Consider the following 21970-nt stretch of genomic DNA (forward strand, 5'->3'; position numbering starts at 1 on the left):
GTTGCGTACAGACAAAATGTATGAGAAAATAGTCCCGTAGACTGAGTTGTGTCTGCGGGGCTATTCTATTATTTTTATTGCAGTTATGTAGTGGTTATATAGGAACAGTATAATTGCAGTCATACACAAGTCATACATATGTAATTAAGGATCTAAATTTAAGGAGGATTATCAATTATGATCAAACAGAGGAATATTGGAATATGTATTCTGCTTTCAATTGTGACATGCGGAATATATGGATTGTATTGGTTTGTTGTGCTGACAGACGATATCAATCAGGAGTCAGGAGAGACAGATGCAACAAGTGGTGGAATGTCGCTTTTGCTCACTATCGTTACATGTAACATCTATGGATGGTTCTGGGCATATAAGATGGGCGAGAAAGTTGATATCATAAAGAATAAGAACGGTGTACCATCAAGCAACTCAGGCATCTTATACGTTCTTCTTCAGGTATTTGGACTTGGAATTATTGCATATGCGCTTATGCAGGACACTGCAAACAAATATGCAGAGGCTATACCTCAGATGAATACAGGATATGGTCAGCAGGGTTATAATCAGAACACATACAACCAGAATGCGTATGGTCAGCAGCAGGGATATGATCAGAATGCATACGGCCAGCAGCAGTATAACCAGAATGCGTATGGTCAGCAGGGATATGATCAGAACGCATACAACCAGAATGCGTATGGTCAGCAGCAGTATAATCAGAATGCATACGGACAGCAGCCATATGGTCAGCAGGGATATGACCAGAATGCATATAACCAGCAGGCATACGGACAGCAGCCATACAGCCAGCAGGGATATGATCAGAATGCATACAATCAGCAGGGATATGGTCAGCAGGCCGGTTTAGACCAGAATACATTTGGCCAGCAGTCAGATCAGAATATTAACACATCAGCAGATGCTTCAGGCAGTGATAACAGCCAGCAGTAGTCGGCGGAGACAAAGAAATACAGAGCATGGATCAGATACAGAAATCAAGAAGAAATGCGATAATTAAAAGGGATGCCATCCTCGTGGGGATAGGCATCCTCTATTATATATTTATAAGAGTGACAGGACTTGCCATACCATGTATATTCAGAAAGATAACCGGATTTTTATGCCCAGGATGCGGGATAACACGGGCTATCCTTGCGGCCGTAAGGCTGGATCTTGCAAAGGCATTTGCTTATAATCAATTTATGTTTATAGCTCTTCCGGCGTTGGCATACATAATTGTAAAAAACGATTATGTATTCGTAAAATATGGAAACAGAAAGTTATCGCGATTTGACAATATACTTATATTTATATGTATTGCCGGGGCGGTGATGTTTGCCGTTCTCAGGAATGTGATGCGCTTTTGAGAGAGAGACGATGACAAGTTTATTGGCAGCGTTATAGAATGACCATCGTAACAGACTTATTTAATATCCCATCTTCTTGACAATAAATAATAAAAAGGCATATAATTTACAATTACCGAGGAGTTTTTCGGTAAAGTTGCACAAGCATTTCATTTGTGCTTGTAGTATTTTTTCAGGGAGGGTTTTTGAAATGGCAAAAAAAACGTATTATATTACAACCGCCATTGCATATGCATCAGGTAAACCTCATATAGGCAACACCTACGAGATCGTGTTGGCTGACAGCATTGCAAGGTACAAGAGATTCGCAGGTTATGATGTAAGATTCATGACAGGAACAGATGAGCATGGACAGAAGATTGAGAACAAGGCTTTTGAGAACATGCAGACCCCAAAGGAATTCGTTGATGAGACATCAGGTGAGATCAAGAGAATATGGGATCTCATGAATACTTCATATGACAAGTTTATCCGTACAACAGATGATTACCATGAGAAGCAGGTACAGAAGATATTTAAGAAGCTGTACGATCAGGGTGATATATATAAGGGACATTATGTAGGAAAATACTGTACACCATGTGAGTCGTTCTTCACAGACGGACAGCTCATAGATGGCAAGTGCCCGGACTGTGGAAGACCTGTTCAGGAGGCCAAGGAGGAGGCATACTTCTTCAAGATGAGCAAGTATCAGGACAAGCTCATGAAGCATATAGAGCAGCATCCTGAGTTTATACAGCCTGAGTCAAGACGTAACGAGATGGTTAACAACTTCCTTAAGCCGGGACTTCAGGACCTGTGTGTTTCAAGAACATCATTCAAGTGGGGAATTCCGGTAGACTTTGATCCAAAACATGTTGTATATGTATGGGTTGATGCGCTTTCAAACTACATAACTGGACTTGGATATGACGTAGATGGAAAGAGCGATGAGAAGTTTTATAAATACTGGCCGGCAGATCTTCACTTGATCGGCAAGGATATCCTGAGATTCCATACCATTTACTGGCCTATCATGCTGATGGCACTGGGACTTCCGCTTCCAAAGCAGGTATTCGGACATCCTTGGCTCCTCCAGAGTGATGGCAAGATGAGTAAGTCGAAGGGCAACGTAATGTACGCTGACGATATGGTCAATATATTTGGCGTGGATGCTGTCAGATTCTTTGTTCTTCACGAGATGCCATTTGAGAATGATGGAGTTATCTCATGGGAGCTCATGGTTGAGAGACTCAACTCAGAGCTTGCAAATACACTTGGAAATCTGGTCAATAGAACCATATCGATGTCAAACAAGTATTTCGGTGGCATTGTGACAAATACCAACGTCACAGAGCCTGTCGATGAGGATCTTAAGAAGGTCGTTATGGACTGCAGATACAAGGTTGCAGAGTGCATGGATAAGCTCAAGGTTGCAGATGCGATTACAGAGATATTTGCACTGTTCAAGAGATGCAACAAGTACATAGATGAGACAATGCCTTGGGCACTCGCAAAGGAGGAGGACAAGAAGGACAGACTGAACACAGTTCTGTACAACCTTGTCGAGAGCATCGTTATAGGTGCAACACTCCTTGAGCCATATATGCCTGAGACAACTGAGAAGATCATGGCACAGCTCAATACCGAGAAGAGAAAGGTCACAGAGCTTGGAAAGTTTGGTCTGTACAAGTCAGGAACAAAGGTAACAGAGCAGCCTGAGATCCTATTCGCACGTCTTGACGTGAAGGAAGTTATGGCTAAGGTTGCCGAGTTCGCTCCAGTGGAGAAGGAGTCCATGTACGAGCAGGCCAAGAAGCAGAAGGAAGAGAAGGAGAATTCTGCTGAGACCAAGAAGATCAAGATAGCTGAGGCGAAGGTCCAGGCACTCAAGGCCAATCCTGATGTAGTTGACAAGCAGGAGATAAGCATTGAGGAGTTCCAGAAGATGCAGCTCATGATCGGCGAGATTGTTGCATGTGAGGAGGTTCCTAATTCAAGAAAGCTTCTCTGCTCACAGGTAAGCTTTGGCAAGAACAATGTAAAGCAGATAGTATCAGGAATCAAGGGTACATACTCAGCAGAGGATATGGTAGGTAAGAAGGTTGTGGCTATAGTAAACCTCAAGCCATGCAAGCTTGCCGGAGTCGTATCAGAGGGTATGCTTCTGTGCGCAGAGGATCCTGAGGGTAATCTGTCACTCCTGACCACCGAGAAGGACTTCCCAGGTGGATGCTTTATAAGCTAAGATATAAAATAGTGGATATAATGAGGGAAGCATCACAGGCTGGGCACACGGCCGGGATCCGTGGTGTTTCCCTGTTTTTATTTATAAAGCTGAAGTAAATTTTATGTTACAAAGATTATACGCAGAGGCCTTTCTGCATTGATTTATTAGATGTTTCATGATAGAATTTTGCTAGGTGCACGGACAGGAGGAGTGTGCCTTTGGAAAGATTTAGAAATCTTAGCGCCATGACCCCTGGGCTTTGGCTTTCAGGGATAACGAGGTTGAAGGTTATCGAATATTCGGCGGATGCCTTCACGCAGAGTCTGGATGCGCACATGATATCCAAATATGGGGGTAACTCCAAAACAAAGAATCATGACTAGACACCCATAGCTGTTATGTATGGTGGCTTCACCTTTTTTAAGTGCGCCATATTATAATATTATCAGTATACAGCGTGGTTATAAGCCGAAAGGAGATTAATTTAATATGTGTGGAATCATAGGATATGTAGGAAAGAAACCAGCCAAGGACATTCTTATTGACGGACTGGCAAAGCTCGAGTACAGGGGATATGACAGTGCGGGAATAGCACTGCTTAATGATGATGATACACTGACGATCAAGAAGAAAGCCGGCAGAGTGGAAGACCTCAGGGAGATGTGCAGCGACGACAGTCCTGTGTACAGATCAACCTGTGGAATAGGCCATACGAGATGGGCTACTCACGGCGGAGTTACGGATGTGAATGCACATCCACATAGGTGCGGAGATGTGGCACTTATACATAATGGAATTATAGAGAACTATAACGACATTGTGAGAGAATACGGACTGGCCGACAGGCTGGTATCTGAGACGGACACAGAGGTAGTAGCAGCACTTCTGGACACACTGTACGATGGCAATCCCATCGAGACTATCAGAAAGGCTGTTAAGGCTATAGCCGGTTCATTTGCACTCTGCATTATGTTTGCAGACAGACCGGGCAAGATATACGCAGTGAGAAATGTAAGTCCGATGATCGCTTCATACACAGATGAGGGATCGATCATTGCATCAGACCTCACAGCGATAATATCATTTTCAAAGGAATACTTTGTTGTGCCGGAGTATCATATACTGACACTCTCAAGCACAGGCATCAAAGTAGAAGACATGAAGGGGAACATGGTAGAGCCGGAGATGCTCAAGATAACATGGGACATAACGGCAGCTCAGAAGGGTGGATATCCGCACTTTATGCTGAAGGAGATCTATGAGCAGCCAGAGGCACTGAGAAACACGATAACTCCTCGTATAGTGAATGAGCTTCCTGATTTCACTGAGGACGGCATCGATGATGAGGTGTTTAAGAATCTTGAGAACATCACAGTGGTTGCATGCGGAACAGCTATGCACGCCGGAATAGTCGGCAAGGCCATGATTGAGAAGGAGTTAAAGATTCCTGTTAATGTTGAGATAGCATCAGAATTCAGATACAAGGAACCACTCATAAATGAAAAGACTCTCGTAATAGTTACATCACAGTCAGGAGAGACTATTGACACACTCGAGGCACTCAGACTTGCCAAGAGATGTGGATCAAAGGTTCTGTCCATAGTCAATGTAAAGGGATCGACCATCGCCAGAGAGAGCGATTACGTCCTTTATACACATGCCGGTCCTGAGATCGCAGTTGCAAGTACCAAGGCATATTCGGTACAGATGGCTGCAATGTATCTCATTGGATGCAGACTTGGCTATGTCAAGGGTATATACTCTGAGGACAGGGCAAAGGCATTCATCAGACAGCTTCAGGGCGTTATCCCGGTGATAGAGGAGACACTCAAGCAGGCAGATGAAGTAAAGACAGTTGCAAACTATATAAAGATGGCTCCGGATGCATTCTTCATAGGAAGAGGACTGGATTATACACTGTCACTGGAAGGTGCACTGAAGCTGAAAGAGATTTCTTATGTTCACGCTGAGGCTTATGCGGCAGGGGAGTTAAAACATGGAACGATAGCACTCATAACTGAGAACGTTCCGGTCATAGCTTTGGCTACACAGGAATCTGTATACGGAAAGATGATTTCCAATATACGCGAGGTTAAGGCAAGAGGCGCATACGTCATTCTTGTCAGCATGGATGAAGAGTACAATGATAAAGATGTATGTGACAAACACATATCCATACCAAAGCAGGATGGATTGTTCACGGTATTTTCGGCTGCTGTCATCCTGCAGCTTATAGCGTATTACACGTCCGATGCAAAGGGGTTGGACGTAGATAAGCCACGTAATCTGGCAAAGTCAGTTACAGTAGAATAATTGACTCCGGGACTTACATGGATATCGTGCGATAAATATCGGAGGGTTTTATATGAGTGATAAGATGTATTTGTGTGATGAGTACAAATTGTACTTTAAGATTGAAGACGATGTAGAGGTTCTTCACAATGAGGTAGAGCTGTACAATGCTCAGTTTGTGGGCAATAATGCGTTCTGCCATGAGGAATATATAGATGGTCAGAGAGCTCTGACATATTCTATTCCAGCCATGACTACCATGAATCAGTTCCTTGAGAAGAAGATACACAAGGATGAGCTGGTTGATCTGATATTCAGTATTGCAGATCAGCTCATGTATCTCAAGGCGAATGATCTGTCCATTGGAAAGGTTATACTGAATAAGGGATATATGTATATAGACTTCCAGAATATGGCTGTTCAGCTCATATTCCTGCCTATAGATAAGCCTATGGACAGATGTAATATGGAGAAGTTTATAAGGGATCTTATGGGCAATATGAAGTTTGCGAATAAGAAGGCATCCGATGCCGGATATGAGCTTATCAAATACTTTGATCACAATCCTACATTTTATCTGTCAGAATTTTATAAGTTTATAACAGACCTGAAGAATGACAATATAGCACATCCTGAGGATGAGCAGGAGCTTATGAAGTCAGCGGGAGTCAGCCCGGTCAATGTGGCTAAGGTAGAGGTTCCTGAGACTCCTCATGTTACAACTTCTTCATTCAAGCTTGCAAAGGAAGTTAAGGATTTCTCATCAAATGATATTGGATTTGATGACAACGATGACGGTTCGACAACAGTTCTCACAGCCAACAACCGTGGCAAGAGCGGCCCTGTCATCATAAGAACCAGAACAGGTGAGAGGATAAGGATCGATAAGCCGATATTCTGTATCGGTAAGTCTACACAGGGAGTTGACTATCAGGTAACTGACAACAATTCAGTCAGTCGCCGCCATGCTTACATTATCAATGTCAACGGCGTGTACTATCTGAGAGATAACAAGTCGACCAACCACACTTACCTTGGTGGCAAGATCATAAGCAGCGGAACGGATATGATGCTCATAGATGGTATCAGATTCAAGCTTGCGAACGAGGAGTTCACCTTCAAGGAGAAATAAAATAGTATATTATACTGGATAAGGAGACTTGTTTATTATTATAATGAGTCTCCTTATTTTATAATAAATCCCCTGCATGGGCGCGCCGGAGTACATGTGGGTAAAGGGGTAATATAAATAGAATGTGAAAAAAGGGGGAGTATCAAAGATTATGAAAAGAAAAGGAAGCTTATCGGGCAGGATATTGTGTAAAAAAGCGGCAACCGTGGTAATGTGTGCAGTGCTGATGCTGACGGCAGGTATTCAGACGACAGGTATTCAGACTGTCAAGGCCAGTACCCTTGACCAGCAGATAGAAGAGGCTCAGAGTGAGCTGGAACAGGTGAAGAAAGATCAGAGTGAAGAGATGACCGTATATGATCAGGGCTCTATAGGTTTTGTAGACTGGATGCTTGCGAAAAGCAACCTGACAACAAAACAGAAATATGATCTGAATCGGGCCAAGACTGTTCTGCAGGAGGCATGTGAGGAAGATTTCTCCAAGTGGGCGGGAGGAAATAATACAGGTCTTCCGGAATCGAGAAATAACAAGGTTGTTGTTACCGGAGATAAGAAAGATGCCATATCGCTTGAAAACACAAAGGCGACATTTGCGGTATTGAATAAAATTAATTCGTTAAGAGACACAGACGAAAACTATGTCGGGGCAATGAAGAGAAATGCGGCTAAGACTAATTTCTATTTCATGGCGGTGGCACAGTCAGGCGCGGACAGAGGTGCAGGACTCACAAATCATTCACTTCTTCAGGTGTCATGTGAGAATCTGGCGTTTGGATATACTGATCCGGCGGCAGGATGGAACAGTGAGAAGGCATCTTTTAACAAGATAAGGGATGAGCTGGGATATTCATCCATAACTTCGCAGAGTCAGCTTACAGCTGTTGAACAAAAGGCGGATTCGGAGGGAGTCACGGTTGGACATTATACCAATATGTTCTGGGCAGCAGATCAGGTGATGGGAGTCGGATTCACACTCTATGGCAGGTATGGCAATACTTCATGCTTCAATGCAAGCAAGCTTTCAAACTATACTAGCAAATATGAGGTGTACACAATAGCTGAATTTGAGAAGCTGTTTGATGAATATTATGAGACTGTAGATCCGGAGAAGTGGCAGAAAAAGGTGGATGCAGCGCAGGCCAAGCTGGATAAGCTGCTTGGACAGCGGTATGATGCATGCACGGAGCATGTGTATGGTGAAGGTGTGAAAAAAGAGGCCACATGTACAGAGACAGGTGGAACAGTATACACATGCGCTAAATGTGGCTACAAAAAGATAGAGGATGAGGTTCCGGCTCTTGGGCATAGCTTTACAGATGGCGTATGTACGAGATGTAAAGTAACAGGACCAAAGACGATGTACGTGTACTGGAGATTATCGGAAACTGCTTCATCAGCCACATATGATCAGGAGTTCGAAGTAGGAAAGGATATAGAGACATACATATCTTTCTCGACGGCATCAGATAGCAAATCCGATGACAAATTCGTGTTTGATATAGCAGACCCGTCTATTATTTCGTATACCCCTTCGTCTAACTATGCTGGAACATTCCATATGAATAAGATAGGTGAGACGACGGTTACTGTATATCCGGTCGTGAATCCGGATATGAAGAGGGTAATCACTGTGTCGGTAACAGATGTGGGTGGTCATGACTATGTAATAAGTCAGGCAGAACCGGGATCTGGAGAGACAGAAAAAATTTGTTCAAAGTGCGGGACGACAAAAACGGTGACAATCCCGACGGCGATAACACGTACTGTATGGTGGAGTGATAGTAATGGATATTACAAGCCTGCTGATGTGGAAGTAGGTGATGAGATCAATCTGGAAGTAGATTATGCACCAACGAAGGTCGACAACTCTGAGTTTATAGTTACATCATCGGATGAAGGTATTGTAAAAGTGAGTGATCCGGAATCTTCTTATAGAAGATATGATGCTAAGCTTACGGCGGTCGGAACAGGTGATGTAACCATAAGAATAGTTCATAAATATGACAGCTCAATTTGTCAGGAATACACGTTCAATGTGGCAGATCAGGGGGGACATGAGTATGTCATATCAGAGGCAGATGAGGGTGAAAGCCAGACAGTAGAGACGTGTTCAAAGTGCGGATATGAGAAGATTGTGTCACTTCCTACCAGTATCAGATATGTGTATTGGCAGGAGAAGGACAGCGATAACAGGACTACTTCACCAAGTGAGTATGAAATTGGAGCGGAACTGAGTATAAATATAATGGATTGGCCAACGAGAGCGGACATACATGAGTATGCGGTTACATCGTCGGATGAGACTGTTGTAAAGGTGAATGAAGTGTCTAGGACTGCGGCATCACTTTCGGCAATCGGCAACGGCGTTGTAACGATTACGGTTGCCAGTAAATATAATCCGTGGGTGAAGGCTGAGTATGAACTTGATATAACAGAGATAGGCGGACATTCATACACTGCGGAAATAGTAAATGATGAAACTCTTGCACAGGCTGCGACCTGTACAACTGCTGCGAAATATTATTATTCCTGTGATAACTGTGGAAGAGTGAATCGCAAAAAGACATTTACACACGGGGATAGCCTGAGGCATGATTACGCCCCAAAGTATGAGTGGTCAGCAAATGGCAACACTTGCAAGCTGGTTCTCACCTGTACCAGAGATTCGAGTCATGTGATCAGTGAACCGATGACTGTAACAAGCAAGATAACGCAGGCATCCTGCGAGAACGATGGTGCAAAGGTGTGTACAGCAAAATGCACGCTGAATGGCAAGAGTTATCAGAGTACCAAGAAGATAGCCATTGGTGCATTGGGACATAGATGGGATTCAGGCGTGGTTAAGAAAAAAGCTTTGTGTGCAGCAGAAGGTCTGATCAGATACACATGTGAGCGATGCCAAAAGACAAAGGATGAGAAGACAGAGCCACTCGGACATACCCAGGGAAAGGCTGTGTATGAGAATGTAAATCTGGCTACATGTCAGGCTGAAGGCAGCCGGGACAAGGTTATATACTGCACCATGTGCAAGGCAGAACTCAGCAGGACTACTGAGATTCTTCCAAAGACAGACCATGATAGAACGCTTGTAGGAGAGAAGAAAGCTACTTGTATGGGCGGCGGATATACAGGAGATGTTGTCTGCAGCATGTGTGGTGAGATTTTTGAAACCGGTACAGCAACAGACCCAGTCGATCACAGCTACACAGCAAAGAAAACAACTGCACGATATCTGAAGAAGGCAGCAGATTATGATTCTCCGGCAGAGTATTACTATGCATGTGTATACTGTGGAGAAAAGGGTGAGACTAGCTATGCGTATGGCTCAAAGCTCACGCGTAAGAGCATATCGTCAGCAAAGGTTACACTTAACAAGACAGAATATACATATGATGGTAATTCGAAGAAGCCGGCTGTAACAGTAAAGCTTGGCGACAAAACGCTGGAGAAGGATACAGATTATACGGTTTCATACAATAAGAACAAAGCAGCCGGAACAGCAGAGGCTGTAATTATAGGCGCTGGCACATATCAGGGACAGAAGACGATCAATTTTACGATCAAAAAGGCGCCGAACAGCATAACGCTGAAAAAGCGCAGCTACAGAATAGAGATGTCAACCAGCTCGAAGAGAATATCTATTTCACAGAGCGTGAGCGCACGTGCCGGAAAGCTCAGCTACAGCTCGGATAAAAAAGCTGTAAAGGTAGACTCTGCTGGAACAATAACGATCGCAGCCCGGTATATAGGCAAGGCAAACATCACCGTATATGCTGGAGATTCGAATCATGTGAAGGTGAAGAAGATAATACCTGTTACTGTCAGCCCGAAGATACCAGGTATAAGCCAGATAAAGAGCCCATCGGCTGCGTCTGTAAGATTAAAGTGGGGAAAGATAAGCTGCGCAGATGGCTATCAGATCCAGTATTCAACAACATCAAACTTAAAAAAGGGTACATATGCATTCACGGTGTTAAGCGGTGGAAGCAAGACGACTGCGAGTCTTGGAGCAAAGCAGCGGATTAAAGGCGGAAAAACATATTATGTAAGGGTTAGAAGCTTTTCGAACAAGTTTGGCACAAGATGCTACTCAGCATGGAGCAAGACAAAGTCAGTCAGGGTGAGAAAGTAGCCGGAGATAACATATATATAAAGCTCAGCCTGTGTGATGGATTCAGTAGAAATCACACAGGCTGAGCTTTTCTTAATGTATATTCTTAAGACACATTCTTAATGCATATAGTTACTCGGCGGTCTCGCCACCCGAGGAGATATCGCCTTCGTCTGAACTGTCCTCGCTTGAGCTGTCAGAGCTGTCAGAGCCTGAGCTCTGCTGGGAACCCTCTATTGCAAGCATGGATGCATCAACCTGGGACAGCCCCGCCGGGTCAGCACAGTAATAGTCGCCGTCATCGGTTATCTTCACAGAGACCACAACAGGACTGCGGTAATCCATGTCTGCGGCTTTATTCTGAAGGATATCCGACACGCCCTGGGCAAATTCTTTCTCGTAATCTTCCTTTGTGGTGTTGTTGAAATCGCCGGCGCTGATCTTCTTGTTATAGTCGTCGATATATGCGAACACATCGTCAAATGCCTGATTGAGAATGTCCATAGGATACACGGTCACGTCCACATAGTAGTCGCTTCCGCTCTTATAGGCTCTTGACACCTCGTATTTGGCCTTGGAGTAGATGACCTTTGCGGTCTCGTCAAATATAGCATCCACCTCGTCTGTCTCTGCGTTGTTCAGTGAGTAATGATTGATGAGCTGGCCGGCCAGATAATCTATGCTGTCGCTGTACATGGCTGAGGCGTCCTCCTCGGAGCCGTCGTTGTCCTTCACGTATCCGTCAAAGCTTCCTTTGTAGTTGACGTCGAGAATGTTCTGCATGTATGTCTGATAGGTGGTCTTCTTGCGGTGAAGACAGCCTGTGAGTGATGTTATCACGAGGGTTGCCGCGAGACCTAATATGACAAGTTTTGAATGGTGTTTCATCTATATGATCCTCCGTAAAATTTAAATTCAATGAGCAGTTACAATATAGCATAAAAAAAGTGGTTTGTAATCATAAAAGGTAAAAATACTTTGCTTACAGAATTATGTGTGCTATAATTACGGAGTATCTACAATAGGATTAGTTTTTCGGAGGTAAGGTCATGGCAAAACAGGTAGAAGATGTTGTAACTGACGATAGAGTAGAATCACTGAAGACAGTGAAGTTTGGTGGATATGATAAGGCATCCGTTGATTACTATATTGATGAACTTAAGGAAAAGCACAATAAAGAAGTAGAGGAGCTTAAGGCGAACGTCAACAAGCTCAGCGAGGCTGTTCTGAGTCTCAAGACCATGAGAGAGGTCAATATGACAGAGTCTTCCAAGACCATAGAGACTCTCAAGAAGACCAATTCAGAGCAGGAGAGCGAGATAGAGTCACTCAAGGAGCAGATCAATGCATACAAGCAGAGAGAGCTTGAGAATGCAGGAAGATACGAGTCAATATCAAGAACACTTCTTGAGGCCCGTGAGAGCGCAGACGCACTGATCGCACAGACTGAGAAGGAGTGCACAGACAAGAAGAATACTATAACTGCAGAGCTCGAGGCATACGAGACAGATGTCAAGGAGAGATGCACAAAGCTCCAGACAGATACAGAGATACAGTGCCAGCAGATGTATGATCAGACCGAGGCAAAGTGCAACAGCATGAAGGATGAGGCATACTCAGAGGCAGAGAAGACAAGAAATAAATCTCACGCAGATGCAGAGGCTCTGTCGGCAAAGACAGATTACGAGTGCAAGGTTATGAGAGAGGAAGCTCAGAAGGATGCTGCCAATACAAGAAATGCAGCCACAGATGATGCAACCAGACTTCGCAACAATGTGAAGAAGGAGTGCGAGAGCGTAAGCAGATATATGTCAGATCTTCTGTCATCACTGGACAATGTTATTTCTGCATGTGCTTCAACAAAGGATGTTGCCGACAAGGCATTTACCGGACTGAAGAGCGAGGCAACTGCTATGGTTAGTGATGCTGAGGATGCACAGTAGTAATATATGATATATGGTAACATGAAACTTTTCTATGTGATGGGACATAGGAAAGTTTTATGTGCATTAAGGGGTAAATAATATACGGGGTGTATAATAATGGGATAAAACTGCACTTGTGCAGTGGATATATGGAGAGATATTTATGGAGATAAACAGACTTAGTGGTTATTCAGATTTTCTGGGAATAGTTGAATATCCTGCGGTTGTGTTCTGCGAGGATGGTGAAGTCCTCAGCATAAACAATGCCGCAGTTAAGATCGTGGGTTCGGATGTTGAATCCATTGCCATGGAGCCGGATAAGTTTATGGTCAGCGATGAGTTCTGGCCGACACTTGACGACAAGAAGGCTATCATATGGCACAGACTTGGACTTATAGTTAACGACAAGGACAGATATGTAGTCAGTGGATTTGTCAACCAGTTTGAATATGGTGACAAGAAGGCGTATATGGTATTGTTTGAGCTTCGATCAGACGTTACGATAGGAAGCGTGAGTCTTGAGAGGATCATAAACCATATAGGCGTTATAGCTCTGTATCTGTATAAGCCGGAGGGTGTATGGAGAACGAGATACGTATCTAAGAACATATCTGAGTATGGATATACAGATGGCAATTTCTACAGTGGGCTGGTGGGACTCAGCGACCTGCTCCCTAAGAGTGATTATGATCTTCTGATCGGACAGCTCTACAAGGTTCAGAATACCGGAGTGGATGATTTTGAGATGGAGACTAGGATCGTATCTGCTCACAGAGATATAAATAAGATGAGACTTAAGTGTCACATCGTGAGAACCACAGATGGCGACATGGATGGAATAGAGCTCCTGTTCATAAAGGACAAGGAGACCGGATACAATGAGGATCAGGCGGCGTATATATTATCTGCCATGTCTAAGATCAAGAGCTTTGTCATGGTACAGCAGTACGAGAATGGCAGACCGATCTTCAAGTATATAACCCCGAACGCCAAGCAGATGGGAATAAATGTGGATGCCATCAAGCTTGGTGACAGACTCATAGAGGATTATATCCATCCGAAGGACAGAAGCAGGGTTATGGCGAATGTCAGAAACGCCACGAAGCGCGAGGACAAGGACTACGAGGAAGAGTTCAGGATAGTCAACGACAGAGGCGAGGTTATCTGGGTGAAGGCCCAGAGCTCTGTGACACAGGCGGCTGATAACACATACACGGTTGAGTATTTTATATCTGATATTACGGACAAGAAGGCTCTTGAGAACAGTGTTGAGCGCGCTAAGAAGGAGTTCGATGACAAGCTCTCATACATTATGAAGACAAATACCCAGTCGGATGAGGAAAGGAATCAGATAGATACCGAGAAGTGGACTCTGATAACGAAGGCGTTTTCTGCACTCACAGGGCTTTATACAACTATCATAGACCCTGTGGGCAAGAAGATGGTTGAGCCGGCCGGCCCTCAGAAGCATATGGGTTATTTCTATGATATGTTTGAGAAGCCTCAGTATAAGCAGATATATATGAAGTTAAATGAGGTAGTTCTCAGGAACAATGTTCCGGTTATGATGGAAATGGACGATGACATCACGGGAAGTATGATCTGTGGTGCACCGATCATGATAGATGGCAAGCATGTGGCAACATGGATATGCTGTTCATATGATGACGAGGATGCAAAGAAAATGGAGAGCGTATACAAGGTGCAGTGGCAGCTTGGACGCATTTTCTCCGAATACGCATTCAGCTCTCAGATCCTGGCAAAGGAGGCGATCCGTGCCAAATCAGAGGAGGTCATAATGGAGAACAAGCTGCAGTGGCAGAAGATTCTGCTTGATGCCCTGAACACTTCAGATAAGAGCTCCCAGCAGGTTATCAATGACGTGATAGCACAGGTGGGCGAGGTCTTAAATGCTGACGTGGCAGCCCTGTATGTGAAGGACAAGCAGGGAGATCTGGATTGCCAGTATATCTGGTCCAAGAATCAGAGCATGTCTGCGGAGGAGTATGTGACAGAGTGGCAGCGCGCCAACATGAAGTTCAGATCATGGCAGAATGGTCAGGGCTCGGGCAAGCTGGTGGACAAGGGATACCTTGTGATAGATGCAAAGCATATGGATGAAGCAGCTAAGAAGATCATGTCAGGGGGGCCTGTTAAGAGCTTTACCGCAGTTCCTGTGTATGTCAATGGCAATTATGGAGCGGTATTTGTGCTGGCGAATACCTCTATCAACAAATTGTGGACCACAGAGGAGATTGAATTTGTAAAGCAGACAGGTGATGTACTCAGAAGTGCCCTTGAGAAGATAGAGAGCGATGACAGTGTTAAACGCATAAACAGTGTTCTCCTCGATACATATAACTATATTGATGAGGGTATATTTATTAGAGAAGTTGATACTGGAAGAGTGCTGTTCTCGAACAGGACTCTGAACGATATGCTTGGATATGATTTTACAGACAAGGACAGTAAGCTCCTTATAGAGAATCTCAGAGATAAGTACAAGCTCATGGGAGGTCCGGATCAGCATCTGGCTACGGACAGCAAGGAGGTCAACTGGAGAAGCTATATAAGAAGTCTCGACAAGATCATGGATTTGACTGAAGTTAGCATGAAATGGCTTGACGGCAGCAATGCATCTCTTGTAATATTAAGGGACGTGAACGAATAGAAGGGAGACTTGTGATGGCAAGCGCAGATATTGGTATAGATTTAGGTACAGCCAGTATACTGGTGTATGTGAAAGGCAAAGGAGTCGTACTCAAGGAGCCTTCAGTAGTTGCATACGACAGGGATACTAATAAGATAGTGGCTATTGGTGAAGAGGCGAGACTTATGCTTGGAAGAACTCCGGGTAATATAGTGGCCATCAGACCTCTCAGGCAGGGCGTAATCTCTGATTATACGATAACAGAGAAGATGCTCAAGTATTTCATACAGAAGGCTGTCGGAAGGAGTTATTTTGGAAGACGACCTAGGATCAGCGTATGTGTACCTTCTCAGGTTACAGAGGTTGAGAAGAAGGCAGTTGAGGATGCAACTTATGCGGCCGGTGCCAGGGATGTGTCCATAATTGAGGAGCCTGTGGCAGCAGCCATTGGCGCAGGAATAGATATATACAGACCATGTGGTAACATGATAGTTGATATAGGTGGTGGAACTGCCGATATAGCAGTCATCTCTCTCGGAGGTCCTGTTGTCAGTGCATCCATTAAGGTGGCCGGAGATGATTTTGATGAGGCAGTTGTCAGGTTCATGAGAAAGAAGCATAACCTTCTCATAGGAGAGAGAACCGCCGAGGAGATCAAGATCAAGATAGGTACATGTTACAGAAGACCTGAGAATATAACGTTGGATATACGAGGCAGAAACCTTGTAACCGGTCTTCCGAAGACTGTTACGGTCACATCGGATGAGACGGAGGAGGCACTTCGTGAGCCTGCGTCCCAGATATGTGAAGCTGTTCATTCAGTTCTGGAGAGAACTCCTCCTGAGCTTGCTGCTGATATTGCAGATCGTGGGATAGTTCTGACCGGTGGTGGTGCGCTGCTCCACGGACTTGAGGAGCTGCTTGAGGAGAAGACAGGAATAACCACCATGACAGCGGAGGATCCACTCAGAGCGGTGGCCATTGGTACAGGAAAGTACATCGAGCTTCTCAGCGAGAAGAACAATTAAGACAGGAGCTGAGGACTCAGTCTTCAGAGGAGAGAAAACTTGGTAAGAGAAGGTTACGTAGAGAAAGTTATATATAAGAATGAAGACAATGGGTACGCCGTCTTCGCCGTTGAGGGCGAGGACGGCGAAGATATTTTTGTGGGGAATCTTCACGGCGTTGCAGAGGGGATCTATGTATCGGCGGAGGGGGATTATGTAGAGCATCCAACTTATGATTTGCAGTTCAAATTCACCTCATGTGAGATCAAGATGCCGGATGATGTGCTCAGTATTGAGAAGTACCTCGGTTCGGGCATCATAAAGGGTGTCGGAGAGGCTCTGGCAAAACGTATAGTGAAGAAGTTTCGCATGGACTCACTCAGGATAATCGAGGAAGAGCCGGAGCGCCTTGCGGAGATACGTGGAATATCAGAGAGGAAGGCCAGAGACATTGCCGTGTCATACAACGAGAAGAAAGAGATGCAGGATGCGCTCATGTTCCTGACCGGTCTCAATATCCCGGTGAACCTCGCTGTAAAGATCTACAATGAATACGGTGACGAAGTGTACGACATAGTGAGGACAAATCCCTATAAGATAGCAGAGGATATAACGGGCGTTGGATTCAGGACAGCGGACGAGATTGCGGACAGACTTGGTATCGGAAGAGATTCGGATTTCAGGGTAAGAGCCGCTATTATGTATGCCCTATCCGGTGCAAATGGACTTGGCCATATGTATATTCCCCAGAAGATGCTGGTAGACAAGACATATTCATTGCTGATGAATGAGTACATGCCATATGATCCGGAGCTTGAGATGTCTATATGCAATCAGATACTTGAGCTCAGCGTTGCCGGCAAGATAATCATAAAGGAGTTGAAGGACGATCCAGATTCAGGGGAGCTCCCAGATGTGAGTCTTGATGATCCGGTGGCTGACATAGACATGGATTTGCTGGATACGGAGTCAGAGTCAAACGTGACAAATGCCGTGTATGCAGCACCTAATTATTATATGGAGCTCAATTCGGCAAGACTTCTGTGTGAGCTCAACATAGATTTCTCAAAGGCAAAGCTCAAGATAGACAAGGTTGTTGAGACGGTAGAAAAGTCAGAGAATATGAAGCTGGCTGATGCCCAGAGACTTGCCATAAGAAATGCCGTGGATCACGGCGTTGCGGTCATAACCGGAGGCCCCGGAACCGGAAAGACAACGATCATAAATGTACTTATCAAGATATACGAGAGCTTCAGGATGAAGATAGTTCTCGCTGCGCCTACAGGACGTGCAGCCAAGAGGATAACAGAGGCCACAGGATACGGAGCACAGACCATACACAGAATGCTCGAGCTTACGGGCGGAGTGGAAGGAGAAGAGACTTCTGCGTATACATTTATGCGGAATGAGAGCAATCCACTTGAGGCCGATGTTATCATAATAGATGAGATGTCCATGGTTGACAGCAGCATTTTCTACAGTCTGCTCAAGGCTGTGGCTCCGGGCACAAGACTTGTGCTTGTGGGTGATTCGGATCAGCTTCCGTCAGTTGGCCCGGGAAATGTGCTCAAGGATATCATAGCGTCCGGTGTGTTCAGCGTGTCGGTGCTGGACAGGATATACAGACAGGGCGAGGACAGCGATATCATAGGCAATGCCCACAGGATAAAGGATGGAGAGCATGTGGAGATCAAGAACAAGAGCAGGGATTTCTTCTTTGTTCCAAGGAATGGCTACAATGAGATCGTGGCAGAGCTCAAGGTGCTTCTGACAAAGCAGCTTCCATCATATTTTGGTGTGGATAAATCGGATATACAGGTGCTGACACCTATGCGTAAGTATGATATGGGTGTTGAGAACCTCAACAAGCAGCTTCAGGATGTCCTCAATCCGGAGGGACACGGAAAACCCGAGCATGACCGGGGCGATGTGGTGTTCAGACAGGGCGATAAGGTCATGCAGGTCAAGAACAATTACAAGCAGGAGTGGAAGATACTGGATCCGTCGGGCAGATTTGCCAAGGAGGAAGGAGTCGGAGTGTTCAACGGCGATATTGGATTTGTAAAGGCTGTTGACGACTACGAGCAGAGGATCGTGGTGGAATTTGACGATGGAAGACAGACTGAGTATCCATACAACCAGCTTGAGGAGCTTGAGCATGCATTTGCGATAACCATACATAAGTCGCAGGGAAGTGAGTATCCCGTGGTTGTGATCCCGCTTCTCAGATGCCCACCTAAGCTTTTGAACAGAAACCTGCTGTATACGGCGGTGACGAGAGCCAGAAGAAGCGTGGTCATAGTGGGCAATATAGGACTGGTAAATACGATGATAGACAATGAGGATGAACAGAAGAGATACACCTCATTTGCACTGAGACTCAGGGAGATGGAGAGAAGATGAAACGATGCGCAGATAAGTTCGGGTTCGGACGACTGCTCACGGATCTCCTGTATCCCCGCCGGTGTGCGATATGTGACGAGGTGCTTCCGATGGGAGAAGGGCTGATATGCAGAGGGCATAACAGCCTTCCCTATGTGAAGACTCCGTCATGTATGGTGTGCGGCAAGGAGGTCGACAGTGAAGAGCGGGAGCTCTGTCTGGACTGTGAAAAACATTCAAGAAATTTCGAAAGAGGTTTCCCCGTATTTAATTACGTGGAACCCGTCAAAGCCAGTGTTCTGGCGATAAAATACCATAACAAAAAAGAATATTGTGATTTTTACGGAGCTCAGATGGCGGAGAAGGTGCGCCCGTATGTCAGAAGGTATGGAATAGATGCGGTCACCTGTGTACCTTTGCACAGGAGAAAGCAGAGACAGCGCGGCTACAATCAGGCGGCTGTACTGGCGAAGGTTGTCGCTGATGAACTGGGGCTTCCATTCTGTGAGGATATGCTGGTGAGAAGAAAGTACACCACACCGCAGAAGAAATTGGACAACCTGGAGAGGGCAAACAACATAAAGACATCCATGGACATAGGCAGAGTGTACCCGGAGTACAGAAATATCCTGCTTGTGGATGACATATATACAACCGGTGTCACCATAGACGTGTGCGCCCGCCTTCTGAAGAAAGCCGGCCCACGCCATGTATATTATTCATCTGTATGTGTTGGCAAGGGGTGTTAGTCCTCGTCTGTATCGTCAACTATATGGAAGTCCTCGTCGCTCTTCTCTTCCTCCTCCGGCATGTACTCGTTGAAGATGTGTACAAATACCAGTGAGCACAGATAAGCGTGAAGTCCTGCGACACATATGAGCATAAGACCGAGCACGGTGGAGCTGAAATAGCATCCCGCTGCGATCGCTGCCGTTATCGCAACCATGAGAAGTGTCCATGGAAGATTCTTGATGGACATGAGGAATGCGTTCTTGATGGTCGCTTTGACTGTGTTCTCAAACTGCGCCTGAAGTGGGAATACATACAGTACAGTGAACAGGTAGATAAGTGACATGATGGTGAATATGACCAGCATACTCTTGATGTTCCTGCTCACGGCGAACCACATGTCAAATGCACACAGGACACCGGCAAGCAGAGCCAGAACTCCTATCCCTGTGGCCTGTTTGAAATTCTCCCTGAAGCTCTTGAAGAACAGCTTGACCACGCCGCCCTGACCGTTTCTGATGCATTTCATGGTGGTGTAGTAGAGTGCTGTGGTCGATGCACCTATCGTGAGGATTGGCAAGGAAGTCAGCAGCCACAGAAAATGCAATATTACTATATCGCACACTATGGTTAGAAAATTCATGATAGGATTATCTGTCGATAATGATCTGTTCAAAATAAAATACCTCTCTTTCTTTATCCAAAAAATATTACAAGCCTAAGCCATCAGATCTTCCTTTGTAAGGGTCTCAAGTGTGGCTACGTCAATGTTGTCCATGGAAACTATTCTAGTGGCCTGCCTGGATATGGCGGATTCCATAAAGTTACGGACTTCACGGGCGTTGGCAAATGTATCGTCGTGATGTGCGGCTTTGTCGTGCCAGTATTCTGAGGCGTATGCGCGGGCATCATCGTCCAGCTTGTATTCCTGCTTGGAACACATGCTCTCGAAGATGGACATAAGCTCGTCCCCGGTGTAATCCTCAAATGTGATGAATTTGTTGAATCTGGAACGAAGTCCCGGGTTGGAGCTCAGGAACCGTTCCATGAGATCCGGGTAGCCGGCAACTATGACTATGAGATCATCTCTGTGATCCTCCATAGCTTTGAGCAGCGTGTCCACTGCCTCCTGGCCGAAATCATTCTCACCCTTGCCTGCGGTGAGAGTATAAGCCTCATCTATAAATAAGATCCCGCCGAGGGCTGATTCTATGACCTCGGTTGTCTTGACGGCTGTCTGACCAATATATCCCACAACAAGTCCGCCTCTGTCGACCTCGACAAGCTGTCCTCTTGACAGTATGCCCAGACCCTTGTAGATATTTGCAAGAAGTCTTGCCACCGTGGTCTTTCCTGTTCCCGGATTGCCGGAGAATACAAGGTGGAGAGATACGGACGGTTGTTTCATGCCGTTTTCCTCGCGGAGCTTCTTGATCTTCAGAAGGTTTACGAGGTTGGTGATGTCCTTCTTCACGTTCTCGAGACCGGTCATGGAATTCAGTTCCTCGAGAAGAGTGTCCACATCCTTGACGGGTTCAGCCCTTTCGGAAGCTGTCGACTTAGCCGGAGTCTGTGAGACTGGGGAAGCACTCTTTGGGAGTGCGTTGTACTTGTCGAGCAGTGGGCTTGGATCTATGGCGTACAGGTTCATGGACTTGAGATATTTGTCGAGCATGAGGCAGTAGCCTGTGAGCCTTGCTATCTCGTTGTCGTCAGTCATGTTGTTGCAGGCGATGAATTCCTGACCCATGAGCTTGAACATTCTGACGTAATCTCTGGAACGGTATACTGATCTGGGATTTACCTTTGCCCGGGCCAGATCGCCCTGTACAAAATATGTAAGGGATCTAGGTGGTGTCACGGCAAAATCCCTGGTTGTTCTCTCATATTTGAATGTGCGGAATTTGTCTGTTGTAAAGTGCTGGTTCAGGTATTCGCGGACAAATTTTATCTCCAGGGTAAGTTCTGCCTGGTCGGAGCTGGACAGATATGCAAGAAACTGAAGCAGGTCAAACTGAAGCATCTCTCTTGTCTTGAGTCCTGTCTTCTGGCGCGCACCGTAGCCGTCGTTGTCCAGCGAATCGGCATAGGAATAGCAGTTGTCCAGTTCGGCTTTTAGTGAGTAATTCATAAGTTGTTCCCCATCCTTTCCATAAAGCACATAAT

15 protein-coding genes are annotated in these 21970 nt (G+C 45.3%); 12 read left to right on the forward strand and 3 right to left on the reverse strand.

The window, feature by feature from the left end; translation table 11 throughout:
• The first annotated feature begins 177 nt into the window (after positions 1-177).
• The 7 genes from GT575_RS03620 to GT575_RS03650 all read left to right on the forward strand — a co-directional run bounded on the left by GT575_RS03620 (position 178) and on the right by GT575_RS03650 (position 11132).
• Positions 178-951: a DUF4234 domain-containing protein gene (locus GT575_RS03620; protein ID WP_015534310.1), complete on the forward strand. Its 774-nt coding sequence runs from the start codon at positions 178-180 to the stop codon at positions 949-951.
• Positions 952-977: 26 nt separating this feature from the next.
• Positions 978-1367: a DUF2752 domain-containing protein gene (locus tag GT575_RS03625; RefSeq protein ID WP_055271956.1), complete on the forward strand. Its 390-nt coding sequence runs from the start codon at positions 978-980 to the stop codon at positions 1365-1367.
• Positions 1368-1557: 190 nt separating this feature from the next.
• Positions 1558-3594 carry a methionine--tRNA ligase gene (gene metG, locus GT575_RS03630; RefSeq protein ID WP_161171500.1) on the forward strand — a complete coding sequence of 679 codons (2037 nt, stop codon included), beginning with the start codon at positions 1558-1560 and terminating at the stop codon, positions 3592-3594.
• 200 nt (positions 3595-3794) lie between these two features.
• A complete protein-coding gene (locus GT575_RS03635) occupies positions 3795-3959 on the forward strand; it encodes a hypothetical protein (RefSeq protein ID WP_156337921.1) in 165 nt (54 codons plus the stop codon).
• A gap of 106 nt (positions 3960-4065) precedes the next feature.
• The gene (gene glmS / locus GT575_RS03640) at positions 4066-5889 is read left to right on the forward strand and encodes a glutamine--fructose-6-phosphate transaminase (isomerizing) (RefSeq protein ID WP_022217506.1); all 1824 of its coding nucleotides are present in this window, start codon (positions 4066-4068) and stop codon (positions 5887-5889) included.
• Positions 5890-5941: 52 nt separating this feature from the next.
• The gene (locus GT575_RS03645) at positions 5942-7000 is read left to right on the forward strand and encodes a DUF6382 domain-containing protein (protein WP_015534306.1); all 1059 of its coding nucleotides are present in this window, start codon (positions 5942-5944) and stop codon (positions 6998-7000) included.
• A 151-nt stretch (positions 7001-7151) separates the two neighbouring features.
• Positions 7152-11132: a hypothetical protein gene (locus tag GT575_RS03650; protein WP_161171501.1), complete on the forward strand. Its 3981-nt coding sequence runs from the start codon at positions 7152-7154 to the stop codon at positions 11130-11132.
• Positions 11133-11243: 111 nt separating this feature from the next.
• Here GT575_RS03650 and GT575_RS03655 read toward each other — a convergent pair whose 3' ends face one another.
• Positions 11244-11999, reverse strand: coding sequence for a hypothetical protein (locus GT575_RS03655; RefSeq protein ID WP_161171502.1), 756 nt, complete (start codon positions 11997-11999; stop codon positions 11244-11246).
• Between the two features lie 161 nt (positions 12000-12160).
• Here GT575_RS03655 and GT575_RS03660 point away from each other — a divergent pair, with 161 nt between their 5' ends.
• The 5 genes from GT575_RS03660 to GT575_RS03680 all read left to right on the forward strand — a co-directional run bounded on the left by GT575_RS03660 (position 12161) and on the right by GT575_RS03680 (position 19824).
• Positions 12161-13054 carry a hypothetical protein gene (locus GT575_RS03660; protein WP_015534304.1) on the forward strand — a complete coding sequence of 298 codons (894 nt, stop codon included), beginning with the start codon at positions 12161-12163 and terminating at the stop codon, positions 13052-13054.
• A 145-nt stretch (positions 13055-13199) separates the two neighbouring features.
• Entirely contained in the window at positions 13200-15707 is a 2508-nt protein-coding gene (locus tag GT575_RS03665; RefSeq protein ID WP_055271953.1) for a PAS domain-containing protein, read from the forward strand.
• Positions 15708-15721: 14 nt separating this feature from the next.
• On the forward strand, positions 15722-16714 hold the full coding sequence (locus GT575_RS03670) for a rod shape-determining protein (protein ID WP_015534302.1): 993 nt from the start codon (positions 15722-15724) through the stop codon (positions 16712-16714).
• 39 nt (positions 16715-16753) lie between these two features.
• Positions 16754-19096, forward strand: coding sequence for an SF1B family DNA helicase RecD2 (recD2, locus tag GT575_RS03675; RefSeq protein ID WP_055146199.1), 2343 nt, complete (start codon positions 16754-16756; stop codon positions 19094-19096).
• The gene (locus tag GT575_RS03680; RefSeq protein WP_161171503.1) at positions 19093-19824 is read left to right on the forward strand and encodes a ComF family protein; all 732 of its coding nucleotides are present in this window, start codon (positions 19093-19095) and stop codon (positions 19822-19824) included. Before recD2 ends, GT575_RS03680 begins: the two co-directional genes overlap by 4 nt.
• On the opposite strand, the gene GT575_RS03685 is transcribed toward GT575_RS03680, so the two are convergent.
• A complete protein-coding gene (locus GT575_RS03685) occupies positions 19821-20480 on the reverse strand; it encodes a YesL family protein (RefSeq protein WP_022217511.1) in 660 nt (219 codons plus the stop codon). The genes GT575_RS03680 and GT575_RS03685 overlap by 4 nt on opposite strands.
• Before the next feature lie 42 nt (positions 20481-20522).
• Positions 20523-21935 carry an AAA family ATPase gene (locus GT575_RS03690; protein WP_161171504.1) on the reverse strand — a complete coding sequence of 471 codons (1413 nt, stop codon included), beginning with the start codon at positions 21933-21935 and terminating at the stop codon, positions 20523-20525.
• Between the last annotated feature and the right edge of the window lie 35 nt (positions 21936-21970).

The organism is Coprococcus sp. BIOML-A2, from assembly GCF_009875795.1.
GTDB classification, from domain to species: domain Bacteria; phylum Bacillota; class Clostridia; order Lachnospirales; family Lachnospiraceae; genus Coprococcus; species Coprococcus aceti.